This is a genomic window from Cupriavidus sp. 2SB, from assembly GCF_005503625.1.
Classification (GTDB): Bacteria; Pseudomonadota; Gammaproteobacteria; order Burkholderiales; family Burkholderiaceae; genus Cupriavidus.
Window position 1 is genome coordinate 15,701 of the sequence record NZ_SCMX01000009.1, and the last position, 17,412, is coordinate 33,112.

Sequence of the window (17,412 nt, forward strand, 5' to 3'; positions counted from 1 at the left end):
CACCTGACCTAAAGTCAGACGATGTGATGCTGCCGCATATAGCGATGCACGATCTCGATGCGTATGCCCGCGTCGGGCAGCGCCATCAGCATCTGCTTGGCCTTGAGGGGCACAGGCAGCAGTTCGCATAGACGGTTCGCGACCCAGCTCGGGTCATCCCACAGATACGGTTCGGAGAAAGGCAGCTTCGACTTATCGGGCTGCTCGGTGTGCAGCGAGGACACGATTCTGCGTAGTGCCGACAGGCATTCGCCCAGCAGTTCGAGCTTGCAGTCGATGACATCGGCGGGGAGCACTTCAGCCTCGGCCACTACCAGTCCGTCGTCACGCGTGGTGTGGGACAGCACACGGAAGCGTTGCCGCCCGCGTGTCTCGATGAGCAGCACACCAAGTTGCTCCACGTTGCAGTCGACGATCTCGGCCAGGCAGCCGATCTCTTCGGGCGTGGTGGCGTGGCCGGGACGCGCAACCTCTTCGCCGCTGGCAATCAGACAGACGCCGAACGGTGTGCCGTCCCGCATGCAGTTGCGCACCATGTCCACGTAGCGCTTTTCGAAGACGCGCAGCGGCAGGCGGCCATCGGGGAACAGGACCGTGTTGAGGGGAAACAGTGGCAACGCATCCAGGATGGGAAGTGGGGATGCGGTGTCGGTAGAGGATGTCGACATGCGAAGGGCCGCTCCAATGACGCGACAGAAACGCGACGGTGACGTGACGACGCCCGGCGCGCCGTCCGCTCAAGACCGCATCTCAGCCGCCAGAGGCCATTTCGCGGTGTCTGACCAGCACATTACCATGCGCCCGGAAATAGTTGGCGAGTCTTTCCGCGATGAACACCGAGCGGTGCTGCCCGCCCGTACAGCCGATGGCGACGGTCAGGTAGCTACGGTTATCGGCAATGAAACTCGGTAGCCACTTCTCCACATAGGCGCGGATGTCCTCGGCCATCGCCAGCACCATCGGCTGGCTCTGCAGGAAATCCACGACCGGTGCATCGCGGCCCGTCAGCGGGCGCAGCGCCAGGTCGTAGTAGGGATTGGGCAACGAGCGGACATCGAACACCATGTCGGCATCGCTGGGTACCCCGTGCTTGAATCCGAACGATTCGAACAGCAGTGTGAGCGGTTCGCTCTCGGTGCCACCGTTGCTGCTGATCAGTTCCTTGATCCAGCTGCGTAGCGTATTGGTTCGCACGTTGCTGGTATCGATGCGATGGGCCGATTCGGATAGCGGGCTCAACAGCTCCCGCTCCATCTCGATGGCTTCGATCAGCGAGGTATCGCTGGCGGCAGCTTCTGCTTCCGCCTCGGCCTTGTCCGGCCCTGTTCCGCCATTTGCGCTGCCGACACGCGTCGAGAGCGGGTGGCGGCGTCGTGTTTCGGAATAGCGCTGCACCAGCGCATCGGTGTTGGCAGTCAGGAACAGCACCTGCACCTGATGCTGGGCCGACAGTTCGCGCACGGTATCGGGCAGGCGCGCCAGCGATTCGCGGCTGCGAATATCGGTGGCCACGCCCAGGTGCGAGTAGCCCTGGTCGGCCAGATAGGTGGCGAGTTCGGGGATGAACTGGGCTGGCAGGTTGTCGACGCAGTAGTAGCCCGCGTCTTCCAGAACGTTCAGGGCGACCGACTTACCCGAGCCGGAGATCCCGGTGATAAGAATGATCCGCATAGCGACGCAAGGATAGCACCGCATGATGGCCGCGTCATGACAGCGCTTCTCGATTGGAGGTTGCGGCGGGCATTTAACGACAGAACGCGACAGATGCTAAGAAAAATGGCGAACCGCATCCGATTCGCCATTTATCGCCTGGAACCGCCACAGGGCGGATCAGGATCAGGCCGGTTTGGCCGACAGGCACTCGCTCTGCGCCTTCTTGTATTCGTCGCCCTTCTTGCCCTTGTTGGCCTTGGCGCAGGCAGCCATTTTTTCCTGCTGGGTTTTCGGCTCGGCTGCGGCGGCCGGGCCAGAGCCGGACAGGCATTCGCTCTGGGCCTTCTTGTACTCGTCGCCCTTCTTGCCCTTGTTAGCCTTGGCGCAGGCTGCCATCTTTTCCTGTTGTGCCGTCTTGCCCGATTTCTCGGCCGCAGCCGGAGCCGATGCGCCTTGGGCAAACGCTGCCGTGGCGAACAGCGGGGTCACCAGCACACACATCGCGATCAGTTTCTTCATGCTTCTCTCCTGGCTGTGGAAAAACACTTTCATGGGCAATCCGAACGGGATGGCGGCCATTACAGCACAAAACGGCGCGTGTGCGGCTGCCGTTGACGCAGCGGCAGGCCAGCTTGTAAGGAAATGAAAACGCCCGCTGAATGAAGCGGGCGTTTGCGGGAAAGCGATGTTCGGAAAATGCCTAGAGCAACCGGCCCTGTCCGCGTGACACCACATCGGCTTGCATGGCCGCACGCTGCCGGTCCATGAAGTCGCGCAGCGTGTCGATGCCGCGCAGGCGCAGTATCGTGTTGCGCACGGCGGCTTCCACCAGCACGGCGAGATTTCGACCGGCTGCCACCTGGATCTTCACCATGTGGATGGGCAGGCCGAGCACGTCGAGGTATTGCGAATCCAGCGGCAGGCGCTCGAACTCGCCATCGTTGCGGCGGACGAGTTGAACCACGAGCTTGATCTTCATTTTCCGGCGTACGGCCGTTTCACCGAAGATCGTCTTGATATCGAGCAGGCCAAGGCCGCGCACTTCGAGCAGGTTCTGCAGCAGCGGCGGGCAGCGGCCCTCGATGAAGTCTGGACCCAGCCGCACGAAATCCACGGCATCGTCGGCCACGAGGCCATGGCCGCGCGAAATCAGTTCCAGGCCCAGTTCGCTCTTGCCCAGGCCCGATTCGCCCATGATCAGCACGCCCATGCCGAGGATGTCGAGGAACACGCCGTGCATCGTCACGCGCGGTGCCGAGATACGCGACAGGTACAGGCGCAGGTGATCGATCACGGCCGCCGACGATACCGGCGTGGTGAACAGCGGCGTGGACGAACGCGTGCAGCGCAGTTCGAGGTCGGGCGGCGGCTCCATGCCGTCGGCGATGACCAGGAAGGGCGGCTCGAGCAGGATCAGCTCGCCCATCTGACGCTTGCGCGGCTCGTCGTCGAGACGCTGGTAATAAAGGATTTCGGGTTTGCCGAGCACCTGGATCCGGTTCGGGTGGATCAGGTTCAAGTGGCCCACGAGGTCCGCCGCGGAGGTGGCTTCACGCGCGAACTCGACATCGAAGGCGCGGTCCGCACCTTCAAGGCCGGCGACCCACGACAGTTTGATGTCTGCTGCGTTGTCGTCGAAGATCGACTGCGAGGTGACGCCGGTGAGTTCCATGCGGGATGACTTTCAGGAGGGGCGGTAGGACAGTGGGCTGCGGCGGGCGATTCCGGCGTTAGGGATGCCAGTCCGATAGCAACTGGTGGACGGCTTCCGGCGTGGGCAGCGTCGCCAGCCCTTCGCGCATTTCGCGGTCCGACAGCAACTGCGCAATTTCGGAAAGAATTTCCAGATGCTGCTGCGTGGCCTGCTCGGGCACCAGCAGGAAGATCAACAGCGAGACCGGCTTGCCATCGGGCGATTCGAACGGGATGGGTTCCGCCAGGCGCATGAAGCCCGCCAGCGGCTGCTTCAGGCCCTTGATGCGGCCGTGCGGAATGGCAACTCCAGCGCCAAGCCCGGTGGAACCCAGGGACTCGCGCGCAAAGAGGTTGTCGGTAACAGTGGCCCGCGCCACGCCATGGTTGTTCTCGAACAGGAGCCCGGCTTGCTCGAAGACCCGCTTCTTGCTGGTGACGGTGACGTCGAGATGGATGTTGCCAGGTGGCAGCAGTTTGGCCAAACGATTCATGGGCGATGCACGAGAAGTCCGAGTGACAAGCCGGCGCGCATGGACCGGCCCGCCGAGTTGGGGGCAATCAGGATATTGAGGTGCCAGTCGCCCGCATTGGAGCGTCCGGCCATTATAGAGCAGGGCTGCCACGCACTTGTGCGCTGCAGCGTCGCGCCTGCGGACTTCCGCCGCGAGGTCGTCGACCGGTTTGCCCACCCGAAATGCTGCCCGACCCGTGCGCCTTCAGGGCGCACCGCCGGTTCCGCATGACGGGACCGTTCTGCCTGTGATTTGTGGTGCAGCATACACCGACATGCGAGAGATGCGAACACCTTCGGTGTATCAATTCGTCGCTTAGTGGTGTCGAGGTAACGCGTGAGGAATGGAAAGTTGTGCGGCAACCGGACGCCCCATCAAAAAAGCCGCGCAGATGCGCGGCTTTGCTCTCTTCCTGTCAGTCCTCTCAGGACAACTGAAACTGTCGTTTCATTGCGCTGGTTATTATTGCTGTAGCTGCGCTTCGGCCATCTGGTACTTGACCGCCTCGCGGTCATGCCCTTGCACGCGATCCTTGTAGCGGATCACCTGGCGGTCGAGCTTGTCGACCAGACAGTCGATCGCCGCGTACAGGTCTTCATGATGGGCTTCGACGAAGATGTCCTTGCCTTTGAGGTGCAGATTGATTTCCGCGTACTGACGCTTGTCCTTTTCCTTGTGATTGTCGACTGATAGCAGCACGCTTACGCCAATGACCTGATCGAAATGTCTGACAATTCGCTCCAGTTTCGTTTCCACATACTCACGCAGCGGGGGCGTGATGTCGAGGTGGTGTCCACTGATCTTGAAGTTCATAGCGCTTCTCCTTCTGAAAGAGCCGCACCAGGCAGGCGGTTACGGCTCGGCTACAAAGACTTGCGGAGATTCACTGCGGGGATTTTCAATGCTTCGCGATATTTCGCCACCGTGCGGCGTGCGACCACAAAGCCCTGTTCGCCCAGCAGTTCGGCGATGCGGCTGTCGGAAAGAGGATTCCTGGGGTCTTCGGCTCCTATCAGTTGCTTGATCAGCGCGCGTATAGCCGTGGATGAGGCCGCGCCACCCGTCTCCGTGGAGACGTGGCTTCCGAAGAAGTACTTCAACTCGAAAGTACCCATCGGCGTGGCCATGTACTTGTTCGTTGTGACCCGGGAAATGGTCGACTCGTGTAAACCCAGTGTATCGGCAATTTCACGCAAAACCAAGGGGCGCATCGCGATTTCCCCGTGCGAGAAAAAGTTCTTTTGACGCTCCACAATCGCCTGCGACACCCGCAGGATCGTATCGAATCGTTGCTGGATGTTCTTGATGAGCCACCGTGCTTCCTGCAACTTTTGCTGCAGTCCGGCAGCCCCTGCCTCGCCCTTCGCACCGCGCAGAATCTGCGCGTACATATCGTTGATGCGCAGGCGCGGCATCACGTCCGGATTGAGCTGCGCGATCCATCCGCTGCCGCTCTTGCGCACAAACACATCCGGCACCACGAAGTCCGCTTCCGGACGGCTGTACGCGTGTCCTGGATACGGTGCGAGGGAGCGGATCAATTCGTGCGCAGCCTTCAATGCTATTTCGTCCACCTGCAGGGCTTTCTTGAGCCGGGTGTAATCCCGTACGGCCAGCAGTTCCAGATGATGATTGACGATAGTCAGCGCCAGTTCGCGCTGCGGGTGCTTCAACCGCTTCAACTGCAAACTCAGGCACTCCGCAGCGTTGCGTGCCCCGACACCGGGTGGATCGAAGCTCTGCAGCAGCGTAAGTATCGCCTGCACCTCATCCACTTCGAACTCGAGTTCTTCCGGGAGTTCCGAACAAATTTCCTCGAGCGAGGCGCTCAGGTAACCGTCGTCGTCGAGCGACTCGATCAGGAAAATGGCCAGGCCCTTGTCGCGCACCGAGATCTTGAGTGGCGTGAGCTGCTCCATGAGGAACTCGCGCAGCGTCGGATCGGCGTCGCGCAGTTGCATCGGCGTCTTCTCGTCTTCGTCGCCTTGCGGGCGTCGCGCGAAGTCGTCGAGGCTCCAGTCGTTGCCGTAGTCCTCGCTGCCGGTATCGTTGTAGTTTTCCTCTTCGCCACCCGCCGCGCCATCGGCACGTTCGGTGCCGTTGGCCTGGGGTTCGGCCGGTGCGGGTGCCGGTGCGGTCTGGAGGTTGACCGACCCGTCCGCGGCCACGCGCAGCGGACTATCCAGCCAGTCGTTTTCGCGCTCGAGCAACGGATTTTCCGTCAGCGCCTGCTCCACTTCCTGCTGCAGTTCCAGCGTGGAAAGCTGCAACAGCCGGATCGACTGTTGCAGCTGCGGGGTCAGGGCCAGATGCTGGGAGAGGCGGAGCTGAAGCGAAGGTTTCATGCGACCTATTCTATGCGCATCTTTCCGTTGTTGGAACGGAATTTGCTAGAACCTATCGCCCAACCTTGCGTGATCGGAAACGGCTTTGGAAAAACGGTGTGCAGCGTGGGCAGAAATTGCCGCACCGCACGCATCACATGCGGAAATTCTCGCCCAGATAGACGCGGCGCACAGATTCGTTGGCGATGATTTCCTCTGGCAGGCCGGATGCCAGCACCGTACCTTCGCTGATGATGTACGCGTGGTCGCAGATGCCCAGCGTCTCGCGAACATTGTGGTCGGTAATCAGCACGCCAATGTTGCGGGCCTTCAGGAAACTCACGATCCGCTGGATTTCGCCCACGGCGATAGGGTCCACACCGGCAAACGGTTCGTCCAGCAGGATGAAACGCGGCGACGACGCGAGCGCGCGGGCAATTTCCACCCGGCGGCGCTCACCGCCCGACAACGACAGTGCCGGGTTGTTGCGCAGGTGCGCGATCTGCAGGTCGTCCAGCAGGGAGTCGAGCCGGCGGTCGATCTCGGCCTTGGTCAGCGACTTGCCGTTTTCCACCTGCAGCTCCAGCACGGCGCGGATGTTTTCCTCGACATTGAGCTTGCGGAAGACCGACGCTTCCTGCGGCAGATAGGACAGGCCCATGCGCGCGCGCTCGTGGATCGCAAGGCCGCTGATGTGCTTGTCGTCCAGCACGATGTCGCCTTCGTCGAGTGCCACCAGCCCCACGATCATGTAGAACGATGTGGTCTTGCCCGCGCCGTTCGGACCCAGCAGGCCCACCACTTCGCCGCTCTTCACGTCAAGCGAGACATCCTTGACCACCGTGCGCGTACCGTAACGCTTCTTCAGATGGCGGACGACCAGCGTGCTGCTGTCGGTGCGGACGCTCGCAGCGGAAGAGGCGGCAGGGGAGGCGAGGGTGGCGGAGTCGTTCATCGGATACGGAGGCGATAGAAGGGGCTGTGTTTCAGGGCTTGGCCGGGGCCGTGGACGGCTTCAGGTCCAGCGGGGCGCCGCTCGCGGCGGGGGCGCTGGCATCGGCGCGCGGCGACAGCACGGCGCGTACGCGGCCCGACGGGTTGCCCGCGGTGGTGTTGTTGTCGCCGCCGGTGGCGGTGTAGTACTCGTTGCGGCTGTCATAGGTGATCACGGCGCCGCGGATTTCGTCGAGGATCTTGGCGCCGACGCCCGAGACACGTGCAGCGCGTGCGTGGCCGATCAGCTTGTTGACCTCGGTCTTGCCATCGTATTCGATGCGGTCGCCCCAGCCGTCGATGTATTCGTCCACGCCGTCGCGCTTCTGGCGGATGTACGCCTGGCGGCCCGGCTTGGACGTGGCAATGGCGTACTGGTAGCCCTCGGGGTCCGTGCGCAGTTCGGCAGCGTCGGATTTCAGCACCATCGTGCCCTTGGTCAGCACCACGTTGCCGGTGAGGGTGTAGATCTGCTTGACGTCATCGTAGCTGGCATTGTCCGCTTCGAGCACGAGGGGCTTGGCCTGGTCCGCGCGCTCGGCAAAAGCGGGCTGGACCATGCTCATGGCGAGCGCGAGTCCGAGGGCGGCTAGGGCCGTCAATCGGGCGGGCGCCGGGCGGCGACAGGACGATGTCGACAGGGATGCAGTCATGTTTGGCAAATGATGAGATAGGGAAGGCGGCCAGGCGATGCGGCAGGACGAGCCTGCCAGCCGGGTGTCACTGGGTCCTGGCCTGCCCCTGCGGCGGGTTCATGACGATCGTGCCGCGTACGTTGCCCAGCAATTGTACTTCGCGGGTGACGTTGTTGAAGATCAGCCCGTTGGCCGTCATGACCGAAGGTCCGCGCGTCAGCTCCACGTTCTTGTCTGTCTTGACGATGTCGTCATTGACGAGCAGCTGGAAGTATTGCGACGTGGCGGTCATGCGCGGATCCTTCGACGGATCCACGCCGGCCTGCCGCACGATCACGGCGTTGCCGTAAAGGTCGATGATCGTGCCCTCGGCGTTCATGACGCCGCGATTGGCGTTGGCGGTCACGGGCGGGCGGTCCGGCTGGAAGGCACGCATGGCCGGCTTGGTCACGTCGTAGGTCTGGTCATCCTCGAAGTGGACCATCTTCACGCCGGTGAAGCGGATCTTGGTCGTGCCATCCGCAGCCAGTTCCGTGGCCGAGAACCGTTCCATCCAGTAGTCCGGTTCGTGGCGCTTGGTGCGTGACTGGTCTGTGCCAGTGCTCGGCGAGTTCAGTTGGACGAGCCAGAACGTGCTGCCGGCGACGATGGCCATCAGCAGCAGCGGCAACAGCCGCATGATCACGCCCGTGAGTCTGGACAGGAAGTCCGGCATGTTCAGATGACCTTGGCACGCGTGAGGTCATGGATGTGCAAGGCACCGACCAGGCGGCCGTCGTTGTCGACGACGAGCAACTGGTTGATGCGGTTTGCTTCCATGACCTGCACCGCTTCCACCGCGAGCTGGTCCTGGTTGACCATGCGCGGGTTGCGGTGCATGACCTCGCCGATGGGCACGGTCTTCCAGTCGGTCGAGGTCTCCAGCAGGCGGCGCAGGTCGCCGTCGGTGAACACGCCCACGGCGCGGCCCTCGGGGTCGACGACCGCCGTCATGGCCATGCCCTTGCGCGTGATTTCCATCAGTGCCTGGGCCAGCGGCGTGGTCTCGCGGACTTCCGGCACGGCGTTGCCCGAGCGCATGACGTCGCGCACATGAGTCAGCAGCTTGCGGCCGAGCGCGCCGCCCGGGTGCGAGCGGGCAAAATCTTCCTCGCCGAAGCCGCGCGCGTCGAGCACGGCCACGGCCAGCGCGTCGCCCAGCGCCAGTGCGGCGGTGGTGCTGGCCGTCGGCGCCAGGTTCAGCGGGCAGGCTTCCTGTGCCACGGCGCCATCGAGATGGGCGTCGGACAGCTTGGCCAGGTTCGATTCCGGGTTGCCGGTAATAGAGATCAGGCTGGCGCCAATCCGCTTGACGATCGGGATGATCGACAGCAGTTCGGCGGTCTCACCGGAATTGGAGAATGCGATCAGGACGTCGTCCCGCGTGATCATGCCGAGGTCGCCATGGCTGGCCTCGGCAGGATGTACGAAGAACGAGGGCGTGCCGGTGGAAGCCAGCGTGGCCGCCACCTTGCGGCCGATGTGGCCGGACTTGCCGATACCGGAGACGACCACGCGGCCCGTGCAGCCGAGAATGATCTCGACGGCCTTCGCGAAGGCGGGCGTCAGGCGTCCGGCCAGCGCCGAAACGGCGTCTGCCTCGATCTGGAGAGTGTGGCGAGCGAGCGCGAGTGCTCGATTCGCATCGAAATTGGCTATCATGGCGCTGGAGTATACCAACGAATGCGATGGCGTCTGGCCCGGCTTTCCTGCCCTCCAGCTGAGACGACCGCCGCACTTGCCGTCGTTTGCCGTCTTTTGCCGGCGGGGTGCAGAGCCGGTCGTGGCGCGTGCCCGGCCGGATAGCTGAAGCCCTTCAAGCCCGCCGAATGCATTCTCCGCTGGAACTGACCCTCGTGCTGCTGGCCGCCGCTGTTCTTGGCGTGGTGGCCTTCCGCATGCTGCAACTGCCGCCCATGCTGGGCTATCTGGCAGTGGGCATCCTCATCGGCCCCCATGCGCTAGGGCTGGCCAGCGACACGGCCCAGACCAAATATCTGGCGGAATTTGGCGTCGTCTTCCTGATGTTTTCGATTGGGCTGGAGTTCAGCCTGAGCAAGCTTCACGCGATGAAGCGGCTGGTATTCGGGCTGGGCGGCTCTCAAGTGATGCTTTCATTGCTTGCGGTGATTCCAGCCAGCTGGATGTTCAACTGGCTGTTTCCGCTGTCCTGGCAGGCATCGGTGGCGCTGGGCGGCGCGCTGGCGATGTCTTCCACGGCCATTGTCGTGAAGATGATGTCCGAGCGGATGGAGCTGGAGAGCGAGCACGGCCGCAACATCATCAGCGTGCTGCTGTTCCAGGATCTGGCCGTGGTGCCGCTGCTGATCATCATCCCGGCGCTGTCCCGGGACCCCGGCGACCTGGCCTGGGCGCTGGGGCTGGCCACGGTCAAGATCGTCGTGGCCCTGGGCGTGATCTTTTTCCTGGGGCAGCGGCTGATGAGCCGCTGGTTCCACATCGTGGCGGCGCGCCGGTCGCAGGAACTGTTCATGCTGAACCTGCTGCTTGTCACGCTGGGCATGGCCGCGCTGACCGAGCGGCTGGGCCTGTCGATGGCGCTCGGCGCGTTCATGGCGGGGATGCTGATTTCCGAGACGCCGTATCGCCACCAGGTGGAGGAAGACATCAAGCCCTTCCGCGATGTGCTGCTGGGGCTGTTCTTCGTCACGATCGGCATGCTGCTGAACATCCGGGTGGTGATCGACCATATCTGGCTGGTGCTGGCCCTGCTGGTGGTGCCGATCCTGTTCAAGCTGCTGCTGATCACCGGGTTGGCGCGGCTGTTCGGTTCGCGGCCCGGTGTGGCCATCCGTACCGGGCTGGGTCTCGCACAGGCCGGTGAATTCGGATTCGTGCTGCTGAACCAGATCGACGGCATGGGGTTGGTGGACCCGGTGCTGATCCAGGTGATCCTGGCCTCGATGCTGCTGTCGATGCTGGCCGCGCCGTTCCTGATCCAGTACAGCGACAAGATTGTGCTGCGCTTTGCCGCCAACGAATGGCTGATGCAGTCGCTGAACATGACCCGCATTGCCGCGCAGAGCCTGCAAACCGAGAAGCACGCCATCATCTGCGGCTACGGGCGCAGCGGGCAGAACCTGGCGCATATGCTGGAGCGGGAAGGCATTACCTATGTGGCGCTGGACCTCGACCCCGACCGCGTGCGCGAGGCTGCGGCGGCGGGCGACACCGTGGTCTATGGCGACGCGGGCCGCAGGGAATCGCTGATCGCGGCGGGTATCCATCGTGCGGCGCTGGTGGTGATCACCTATGCCAACACGCAATCGGCGGTGAAGGTGCTGCACCATGTGCAGGAGCTGGAGCCGGCCTTGCCCGTCATCGTGCGGACGGTGGACGATTCCGAACTCGATACGCTGCAGAAGGCCGGTGCCACCGAGGTGGTGCCGGAGATCATCGAGGGCAGCCTGATGCTGGCCTCGCATGCGCTGGTGCTGCTGGGCGTGCCGATGCGCCGCGTGGTGCGTGGGGTGCAGCAGGCGCGCGACGCGCGCTACAGCCTGCTGCGCGGCTACTTCCACGGGCGCGACGACGAAGAAGACATGGTCGAACGCGATACGGTGCGGCTGCACTCGGTTTCGCTCGGCCCCGAGCACACCGCGGTGGGCCGCCGGCTTGGCACGCTGGGGCTGGAGCGGATTGGCGTGGAGGTGACGGCGGTGCGCCGACGTGGCATCCGCGCATTCGATCCGCAACCTGAAACGGTGCTGGAGCCTGGCGATATCGTCGTGCTGCGCGGCACACCGGAAGCGCTGGAATCGGCCGAGGACCGGCTGACCCGCCAGTAGCGGGCGGGGCCGCCGCGCCGTGTGCCGCCGGCTGCATGCGGAAGCTTCTTCGTGGCATCGCACTGCTGTATGGTTACGGCTGGCCGAAACAGGCGGCGGACAAAAGCGACGCGGCCGGCCGCACCAGATCCAACCCAGACAGATTCCCCATGCCCGATTCCCTCATCCAGTCCCCCGACCTCGGCAATGTCACCGGCTACCTCCGTGACCGCATCCGCACCGTGCCGGACTGGCCCCAGCCAGGCGTGATGTTCCGCGACATCACGCCGCTGCTGCAGAACCCCAAGACGTTGCGCGTGCTGATCGACGTGTTCGTGCATCGCTACATGGACCAGCAGTTGGACCTCGTGGCCGGTATCGACGCACGCGGCTTCATTCTCGGCTCGATCATCGCGTACGAATTGAATCTTGGTTTCGTGCCGATCCGCAAGAAGGGCAAGCTGCCGTTCCAGACCGTGGCCGAAGAGTACGAACTCGAATATGGCAGCGCCACCGTGGAAATCCATGCCGACGCCTGCAAGTCCGGCGACCGCGTGTTGCTGGTGGACGACCTGATTGCCACGGGCGGCACGATGATGGCTGGCCGCAAGCTGCTGGAGCGCCTGGGTGCCACGGTCGTGGAGGGTGCCGCCATTGTCGACCTGCCCGAACTGGGCGGCTCGAAGCTACTGCATGCCAGCGGCCTGCCGCTGTTCACGGTGTGCGATTTCTCCGGTCACTGAGTCGGCGTTTCCAGGTTTTAGCGGCCCGTTGCAGGGTTGCAGTCGTCCATTTGCCCCGTGCCCATGCGGGGCGCATAATGCCCCATTGATATAACAATGGCGATGACCGGGCGGCGCGCCCTCGCTTCTGCCCAGCCGGCACCGGTCACGAAAGGGACGCACCATGGGCGTTTTGCTTCATCTTCTCTCCGGCGTGGCGTTGCTCGTCTGGGGTACCAACATCGTCAAGGTCGGCATCCTGCGCGTGTACGGCGCCAACCTGCGCCACGTGCTGTCGGTCAGCGTCTCCAACCGCTTCAAGGCATTCCTGGCCGGTCTCGGTGTGACCGGGCTCGTGCAGAGCAGCAATGCCACCGCCGTCATCGTCAGTTCCTTCGTGGGCCAGGGTTTGATCGCCGTGGCGCCAGCATTGGCCATCATGCTGGGCGCCAACGTGGGCACGGCGCTGATGGTGCAGGTCTTCTCGCTCGACCTTTCCTGGTTGTCGCCGTTGCTGATCTTCGTTGGCGTCATCCTGCACCTGACGTGGAAGGGCAACAAGCCGGGCCACGTGGGTCGCGTGCTGATCGGGCTGGGTCTGATCACGCTGGCGCTGGAACTGATTTCGATTGCCACGCGCCCCGTGGTGCAGGCGGCCGGTGTGAAGGTGCTGTTCAGCTCGCTGACCGGCGACGCGGCGCTGGACATGCTGGTGGGCGCGTTCCTGACCATCCTCTGCTATTCCAGCCTGGCCGTGGTGCTGTTCTGCGGCGCGCTGGCCTCGGCGGGCGTGGTGTCGATCCATGTGGCGTTGGCGCTGGTACTTGGCGCAAACCTGGGCTCGGGTGTGTCGGCATTGCTGACTACCTCGGGCAACAACCAGCCGGGCAAGCGCGTGACGCTCGGCAACTTGCTGTCGCGGTTGCTTGGCTGCGTGATCGCGCTGCCAGTGCTGGGGCAGGCCGAGACCATCCTGTCGCATCTCGATGCCGATCCGCAGCGACTGGTCGTGAATTTCCACCTGTTGTTCAACGTGGCGCTGGCCGTGTTGCTGATTGGCGCCACGGCGCCGCTGGCACGCCTTTGCGAAGCGATCCTGCCTGGCCGCAATACCGGCGACAGCCAGGTGACGCCGCGCCACCTCGATGCCGCGGCGCTGTCCACGCCCACGCTGGCGCTGTCCAACGCCGCCCGCGAAGTGCTGCGCATCGGCGATCGCGTCGAGCAGATGCTCGGCAACATGCTGCGCGTACTGCGCACCAACGATGTGAAGCTGGCCAACGCCACCTGCCGCATCGACAATGAAGTAGACGATCTCTACACGGCCATCAAGCTTTACCTCACGCAGATCAGCACCGAGGCGCTGGACGAGCGCGACGGCCAGCGCTGGACTGAAATCATCTCGCTGACCATCAATCTCGAGCACGCGGGGGATCTGATCGAGCGGGTGATCGTCGACGCCAAGGAAAAGAAGATCGCGCACAACCTGCAGTTTTCCGAGGCCGGCATGCAGGAAATCGCGGAAATGCACAGCCGCGTGGTGGCAAATCTGCGGCTTGGGCTGTCAGTGTTCCTGACCGGCGATATCCGCAGCGCCCAGCAACTGATGGCCGAGAAGGCCAACTTCCGCGACCTGGAGCGCAAATACGCACGCTCGCACCTGCAGCGCGTGGCGGTGCAGACCGCCGAGAGCATCGAGACCAGTTCGCTGCATCTGGACATCATCAGCGAACTCAAGCGCCTGAACTCGCTGTTCTGCGCGACGGCGTATCCGGTGCTGGAACAAGCCGGGTTGATGAATCGGAGCCGGATGAAGGACGAGGGGCCGGAGAAGGTGGGGGAGGTGGTGGGGGCGCGGTAGAGCGCTGACTTCCCTGCTTTATGCTCCCCTCTCCCACAAAGTAGGAGAGGGGAGAAAACCAGCAAGGGAGCAAACACTCAGCAGCAGGAAACAATCACGCCCGCTTCAACAACGGCTTCAAATACTTCCCCGTAAAACTTGCCTTGCTGGCCGCCACGGCTTCCGGCGTGCCCTTCGCAATCACCAGTCCGCCGCCGGCGCCACCTTCGGGGCCCATGTCGATCAGCCAGTCGGCGGTCTTGATGACGTCGAGGTTGTGCTCGATGATCACAACCGTGTTGCCGTGGTCGCGCAGTTTCTGGATGACCTTGAGCAGCAGTTCGATATCGTGGAAGTGCAGGCCGGTGGTCGGCTCGTCCAGGATGTAGAGCGTGCGGCCCGTGTCGCGCTTCGACAGTTCCAGCGAAAGTTTCACGCGCTGCGCCTCGCCGCCCGATAGCGTGGTGGCCGACTGGCCGAGGCGGATATAGCCGAGGCCCACGTCGAGCAGCGTCTGCAGCTTGCGGCGCACCACGGGCACGGCGCTGAAGAATTCGTGCGCCTGCTCAACTGTCAGGTCCAGCACTTCGGAGATATTGCGGCCCTTGTACAGCACCTCGAGCGTCTCGCGGTTGTAGCGCTGGCCGTGGCAGACATCGCACGGCACGTAGACGTCAGGCAGGAAGTGCATCTCCACCTTGATCACGCCATCGCCCTGGCAAGATTCGCAGCGCCCGCCCTTCACATTGAACGAGAACCGGCCCGGATCGTAACCACGTTCCTTGGCCGACGGCACGCCCGCAAACAGTTCGCGGATTGGCGTGAACAGCCCCGTGTAGGTCGCAGGATTCGAGCGCGGCGTGCGGCCAATGGGACTCTGATCGACGTTGATGACCTTGTCGAAATGTTCAAGTCCCTCGATCTGCGCGTGCGGTGCCGGTTCCGCCGTGCTGCCATACAGGTGGCGCGCCACCGCGTTGTAGAGGGTGTCGTTGATCAGCGTGGATTTGCCCGATCCCGAAACACCGGTGATGCAGGTCAGCAGGCCAACGGGAATCTCCGCCGAGACATTGCGCAGGTTGTTACCCGTGGCATCGACGATGCGCAGCATGCGTTCCTCGTCGGGTGCGGCGCGCTGCTTCGGCACTTCGATACTGCGCTGGCCGGACAGGTACTGGCCCGTCAGCGAGCCGGGAGACTGCTCGATCTGCTGCGGCGTTCCTTCGGCCACGATCATCCCGCCGTGCACACCGGCACCGGGGCCGATATCCACCACGTAGTCACACGCGCGGATCATGTCTTCATCGTGCTCCACCACCAGCACGGAGTTGCCGATGTCGCGCAGATGCTTGAGCGTGCCGATCAGGCGATCGTTGTCGCGCTGGTGCAGGCCGATCGACGGCTCGTCGAGCACGTACATCACACCCGTCAGCCCCGAGCCGATCTGCGACGCCAGACGAATGCGCTGCGCTTCGCCGCCGGAGAGCGTGTCGGCGCTGCGTTCGAGCGACAGGTAATCGAGCCCCACGTTGTTGAGGAAGTTCAGCCGTGCCGAGATTTCCTTGACGATCTTGTCGGCGATCTCGCGCTTGGCGCCATGCAGGTTCAGCGTCAGGAACCACGTCAGCGCATCGCGCAGCGGCAGACCGTTGATCTCGTAGATCGCGCGTGCCTGTTCGTCCTCGCCAATCTTGACGTGCCGCGCCTCGGTGCGCAGCCGCGTGCCATGGCAGGCCGGGCAGGCCTGGTTGTTCTGGTACTTGGCCAGTTCCTCGCGCACGGCCACCGAATCCGTTTCGCGATAGCGGCGTTCGAGATTCGGGATGATCCCTTCGAACGCATGCTCGCGCACCGTGGTGCGGCCACGCTCGTTGATATACGTGAACGGGATTTCCTGCTCGCCCGATCCCTGCAGCACCACCTGCTGCACCTCGGCCGGCAGGTCCTCGAAGGCGGTTTCCGTATCGAAGTCGTAGTAGGCCGCCAGGCTTTGCAGCATCTGGAAGTAGAACTGGTTGCGGCGATCCCAGCCCTTGATGGCGCCAGACGCCAGCGACAGGTTCGGGAATGCCACCACGCGCTTCGGATCGAAGAACGTGATCTGGCCCAGGCCGTCGCAACTCGGGCAAGCACCCATCGGGTTGTTGAACGAGAACAGGCGCGGTTCCAACTCCTGCAACGAGTACGAACAGATGGGGCAGGCGAAGCGCGAACTGAACATGTGCTCGCGCCCGGTATCCATCTCCAGCGCGAGGGCGCGGCCATCGGCCAGGCGCAGCGCGGTCTCGAACGATTCGGCCAGGCGTTGCTTGATGTCGGCCTTCACCTTGACGCGATCCACCACCACGTCGATGCTGTGCTTCTCGGTCTTCTTGAGCTTGGGCAGCGCATCGACCTCGTAGACCTTCGCCTCGGCCTCGTGCGCGGTGCCGCCGCCCGAACGGATGCGGAATCGCACGAAACCCTGCGCCTGCATCGTATCGAACAGGTCGGAATGCTCGCCCTTGCGGTCCGCCACCACCGGCGCCAGGATCATCAGCCGGGTGTCTTCGGGCAGCGCCAGGGCGGCGTCCACCATCTGCGACACGCTCTGGGCCTGCAGGGCGATATTGTGGTCCGGGCAGTAGGGTGTGCCGGCACGGGCGTACAGCAGGCGCAGGTAATCGTGGATCTCGGTGACAGTGCCCACCGTGGAGCGCGGATTGTGGCTGGTGGCCTTCTGCTCGATCGAGATGGCCGGGGACAGGCCCTCGATCAGGTCGACGTCGGGCTTTTCCATCAGTTGCAGGAACTGGCGCGCATAGGCAGACAGCGACTCCACATAGCGGCGCTGACCTTCGGCATAAAGCGTGTCGAACGCCAGCGACGACTTGCCCGAGCCCGACAGGCCCGTGATTACCACGAGCTTGTTGCGGGGAAGGTCGAGGTTGATGTTCTTCAGGTTGTGGGTACGCGCCCCACGGATCTTGATTTCTTCCATATACCGTTGGTTCGCCCGCTGGGGCCGCAGCCTGCTGCATGCAGGTCCCGGTCTCACGGAAACATCAAAGTGCCTTGCGCAACACCCGGCGCCCGCGCTAGCCACCGCGTGGGATGTGTGCCGCTTCGGGACCGTTCGGACCATGCTGTCAGTGCACGTGACCGGAAAAGCCCGGGGAAGCAAACCTGCTAATATACCGAACTTCGGTTTCCGGGGTTGCCCGGCGCCAGA

Annotated in this window: 15 protein-coding genes; 3 read left to right on the plus strand and 12 right to left on the minus strand. The window is 63.4% G+C overall.

Going from position 1 to position 17,412, the window contains the following annotated elements; translation table 11 throughout:
• Positions 1-14: 14 nt before the first annotated feature.
• The 11 genes from FFS21_RS06260 to FFS21_RS06310 all read right to left on the minus strand — a co-directional run bounded on the left by FFS21_RS06260 (position 15) and on the right by FFS21_RS06310 (position 9,513).
• Complete coding sequence (locus FFS21_RS06260; RefSeq protein WP_137924050.1) at positions 15-668, minus strand: LON peptidase substrate-binding domain-containing protein; 654 nt, start codon at positions 666-668, stop codon at positions 15-17.
• Between the two features lie 82 nt (positions 669-750).
• Positions 751-1,671, minus strand: a complete 921-nt coding sequence (gene rapZ / locus FFS21_RS06265) for an RNase adapter RapZ (RefSeq protein WP_137924051.1) — start codon at positions 1,669-1,671, stop codon at positions 751-753.
• 165 nt (positions 1,672-1,836) lie between these two features.
• Positions 1,837-2,172 carry a PsiF family protein gene (locus FFS21_RS06270; RefSeq protein ID WP_137924052.1) on the minus strand — a complete coding sequence of 112 codons (336 nt, stop codon included), beginning with the start codon at positions 2,170-2,172 and terminating at the stop codon, positions 1,837-1,839.
• Positions 2,173-2,353: 181 nt separating this feature from the next.
• A complete protein-coding gene (gene hprK, locus FFS21_RS06275) occupies positions 2,354-3,325 on the minus strand; it encodes an HPr(Ser) kinase/phosphatase (RefSeq protein WP_130392198.1) in 972 nt (323 codons plus the stop codon).
• Positions 3,326-3,383: 58 nt separating this feature from the next.
• A complete protein-coding gene (gene ptsN / locus FFS21_RS06280) occupies positions 3,384-3,839 on the minus strand; it encodes a PTS IIA-like nitrogen regulatory protein PtsN (protein WP_130392199.1) in 456 nt (151 codons plus the stop codon).
• 483 nt (positions 3,840-4,322) lie between these two features.
• Positions 4,323-4,673, minus strand: a complete 351-nt coding sequence (gene hpf, locus FFS21_RS06285; protein WP_137924053.1) for a ribosome hibernation-promoting factor, HPF/YfiA family — start codon at positions 4,671-4,673, stop codon at positions 4,323-4,325.
• Positions 4,674-4,723: 50 nt separating this feature from the next.
• Positions 4,724-6,205, minus strand: coding sequence for an RNA polymerase factor sigma-54 (locus FFS21_RS06290; protein ID WP_137924054.1), 1,482 nt, complete (start codon positions 6,203-6,205; stop codon positions 4,724-4,726).
• Between the two features lie 133 nt (positions 6,206-6,338).
• Complete coding sequence (lptB, locus tag FFS21_RS06295; protein ID WP_137924055.1) at positions 6,339-7,139, minus strand: LPS export ABC transporter ATP-binding protein; 801 nt, start codon at positions 7,137-7,139, stop codon at positions 6,339-6,341.
• Positions 7,140-7,170: 31 nt separating this feature from the next.
• Entirely contained in the window at positions 7,171-7,830 is a 660-nt protein-coding gene (gene lptA, locus FFS21_RS06300) for a lipopolysaccharide transport periplasmic protein LptA (RefSeq protein ID WP_137924056.1), read from the minus strand.
• Positions 7,831-7,897: 67 nt separating this feature from the next.
• Positions 7,898-8,527 (minus strand): LPS export ABC transporter periplasmic protein LptC, encoded by a 630-nt coding sequence (lptC, locus tag FFS21_RS06305; protein WP_137924057.1) that lies wholly within the window; start codon positions 8,525-8,527, stop codon positions 7,898-7,900.
• Between the two features lie 2 nt (positions 8,528-8,529).
• Positions 8,530-9,513, minus strand: a complete 984-nt coding sequence (locus FFS21_RS06310) for a KpsF/GutQ family sugar-phosphate isomerase (protein WP_137924058.1) — start codon at positions 9,511-9,513, stop codon at positions 8,530-8,532.
• A gap of 167 nt (positions 9,514-9,680) precedes the next feature.
• Here FFS21_RS06310 and FFS21_RS06315 point away from each other — a divergent pair, with 167 nt between their 5' ends.
• From FFS21_RS06315 to FFS21_RS06325, 3 genes are all read left to right on the plus strand, one after another.
• Positions 9,681-11,660 (plus strand): monovalent cation:proton antiporter family protein, encoded by a 1,980-nt coding sequence (locus tag FFS21_RS06315; protein ID WP_137924059.1) that lies wholly within the window; start codon positions 9,681-9,683, stop codon positions 11,658-11,660.
• A gap of 149 nt (positions 11,661-11,809) precedes the next feature.
• A complete protein-coding gene (locus FFS21_RS06320) occupies positions 11,810-12,382 on the plus strand; it encodes an adenine phosphoribosyltransferase (RefSeq protein ID WP_137924060.1) in 573 nt (190 codons plus the stop codon).
• A gap of 163 nt (positions 12,383-12,545) precedes the next feature.
• Complete coding sequence (locus FFS21_RS06325; RefSeq protein ID WP_137924061.1) at positions 12,546-14,222, plus strand: Na/Pi cotransporter family protein; 1,677 nt, start codon at positions 12,546-12,548, stop codon at positions 14,220-14,222.
• Between the two features lie 94 nt (positions 14,223-14,316).
• Here the strand turns inward: FFS21_RS06325 and uvrA are convergent, their stop codons facing one another.
• Positions 14,317-17,181, minus strand: coding sequence for an excinuclease ABC subunit UvrA (gene uvrA / locus FFS21_RS06330; protein ID WP_137924062.1), 2,865 nt, complete (start codon positions 17,179-17,181; stop codon positions 14,317-14,319).
• Positions 17,182-17,412 lie beyond the last annotated feature (231 nt).

What these genes read in the sequence shown, in the direction of transcription:
- FFS21_RS06270 (WP_137924052.1), bottom strand. Translation starts at nt 2,172, where the DNA reads ATGAAGAAACTGATCGCGATGTGTGTGCTGGTGACCCCGCTGTTCGCC.
- rapZ (WP_137924051.1), bottom strand. Translation starts at nt 1,671, where the DNA reads ATGCGGATCATTCTTATCACCGGGATCTCCGGCTCGGGTAAGTCGGTC.
- uvrA (WP_137924062.1), bottom strand. Translation starts at nt 17,181, where the DNA reads ATGGAAGAAATCAAGATCCGTGGGGCGCGTACCCACAACCTGAAGAAC.
- FFS21_RS06310 (WP_137924058.1), bottom strand. Translation starts at nt 9,513, where the DNA reads ATGATAGCCAATTTCGATGCGAATCGAGCACTCGCGCTCGCTCGCCAC.
- hpf (WP_137924053.1), bottom strand. Translation starts at nt 4,673, where the DNA reads ATGAACTTCAAGATCAGTGGACACCACCTCGACATCACGCCCCCGCTG.
- FFS21_RS06260 (WP_137924050.1), bottom strand. Translation starts at nt 668, where the DNA reads ATGTCGACATCCTCTACCGACACCGCATCCCCACTTCCCATCCTGGAT.
- lptC (WP_137924057.1), bottom strand. Translation starts at nt 8,527, where the DNA reads ATGCCGGACTTCCTGTCCAGACTCACGGGCGTGATCATGCGGCTGTTG.
- lptA (WP_137924056.1), bottom strand. Translation starts at nt 7,830, where the DNA reads ATGACTGCATCCCTGTCGACATCGTCCTGTCGCCGCCCGGCGCCCGCC.
- lptB (WP_137924055.1), bottom strand. Translation starts at nt 7,139, where the DNA reads ATGAACGACTCCGCCACCCTCGCCTCCCCTGCCGCCTCTTCCGCTGCG.
- FFS21_RS06315 (WP_137924059.1), top strand. Translation starts at nt 9,681, where the DNA reads ATGCATTCTCCGCTGGAACTGACCCTCGTGCTGCTGGCCGCCGCTGTT.
- FFS21_RS06290 (WP_137924054.1), bottom strand. Translation starts at nt 6,205, where the DNA reads ATGAAACCTTCGCTTCAGCTCCGCCTCTCCCAGCATCTGGCCCTGACC.
- FFS21_RS06320 (WP_137924060.1), top strand. Translation starts at nt 11,810, where the DNA reads ATGCCCGATTCCCTCATCCAGTCCCCCGACCTCGGCAATGTCACCGGC.
- ptsN (WP_130392199.1), bottom strand. Translation starts at nt 3,839, where the DNA reads ATGAATCGTTTGGCCAAACTGCTGCCACCTGGCAACATCCATCTCGAC.
- FFS21_RS06325 (WP_137924061.1), top strand. Translation starts at nt 12,546, where the DNA reads ATGGGCGTTTTGCTTCATCTTCTCTCCGGCGTGGCGTTGCTCGTCTGG.
- hprK (WP_130392198.1), bottom strand. Translation starts at nt 3,325, where the DNA reads ATGGAACTCACCGGCGTCACCTCGCAGTCGATCTTCGACGACAACGCA.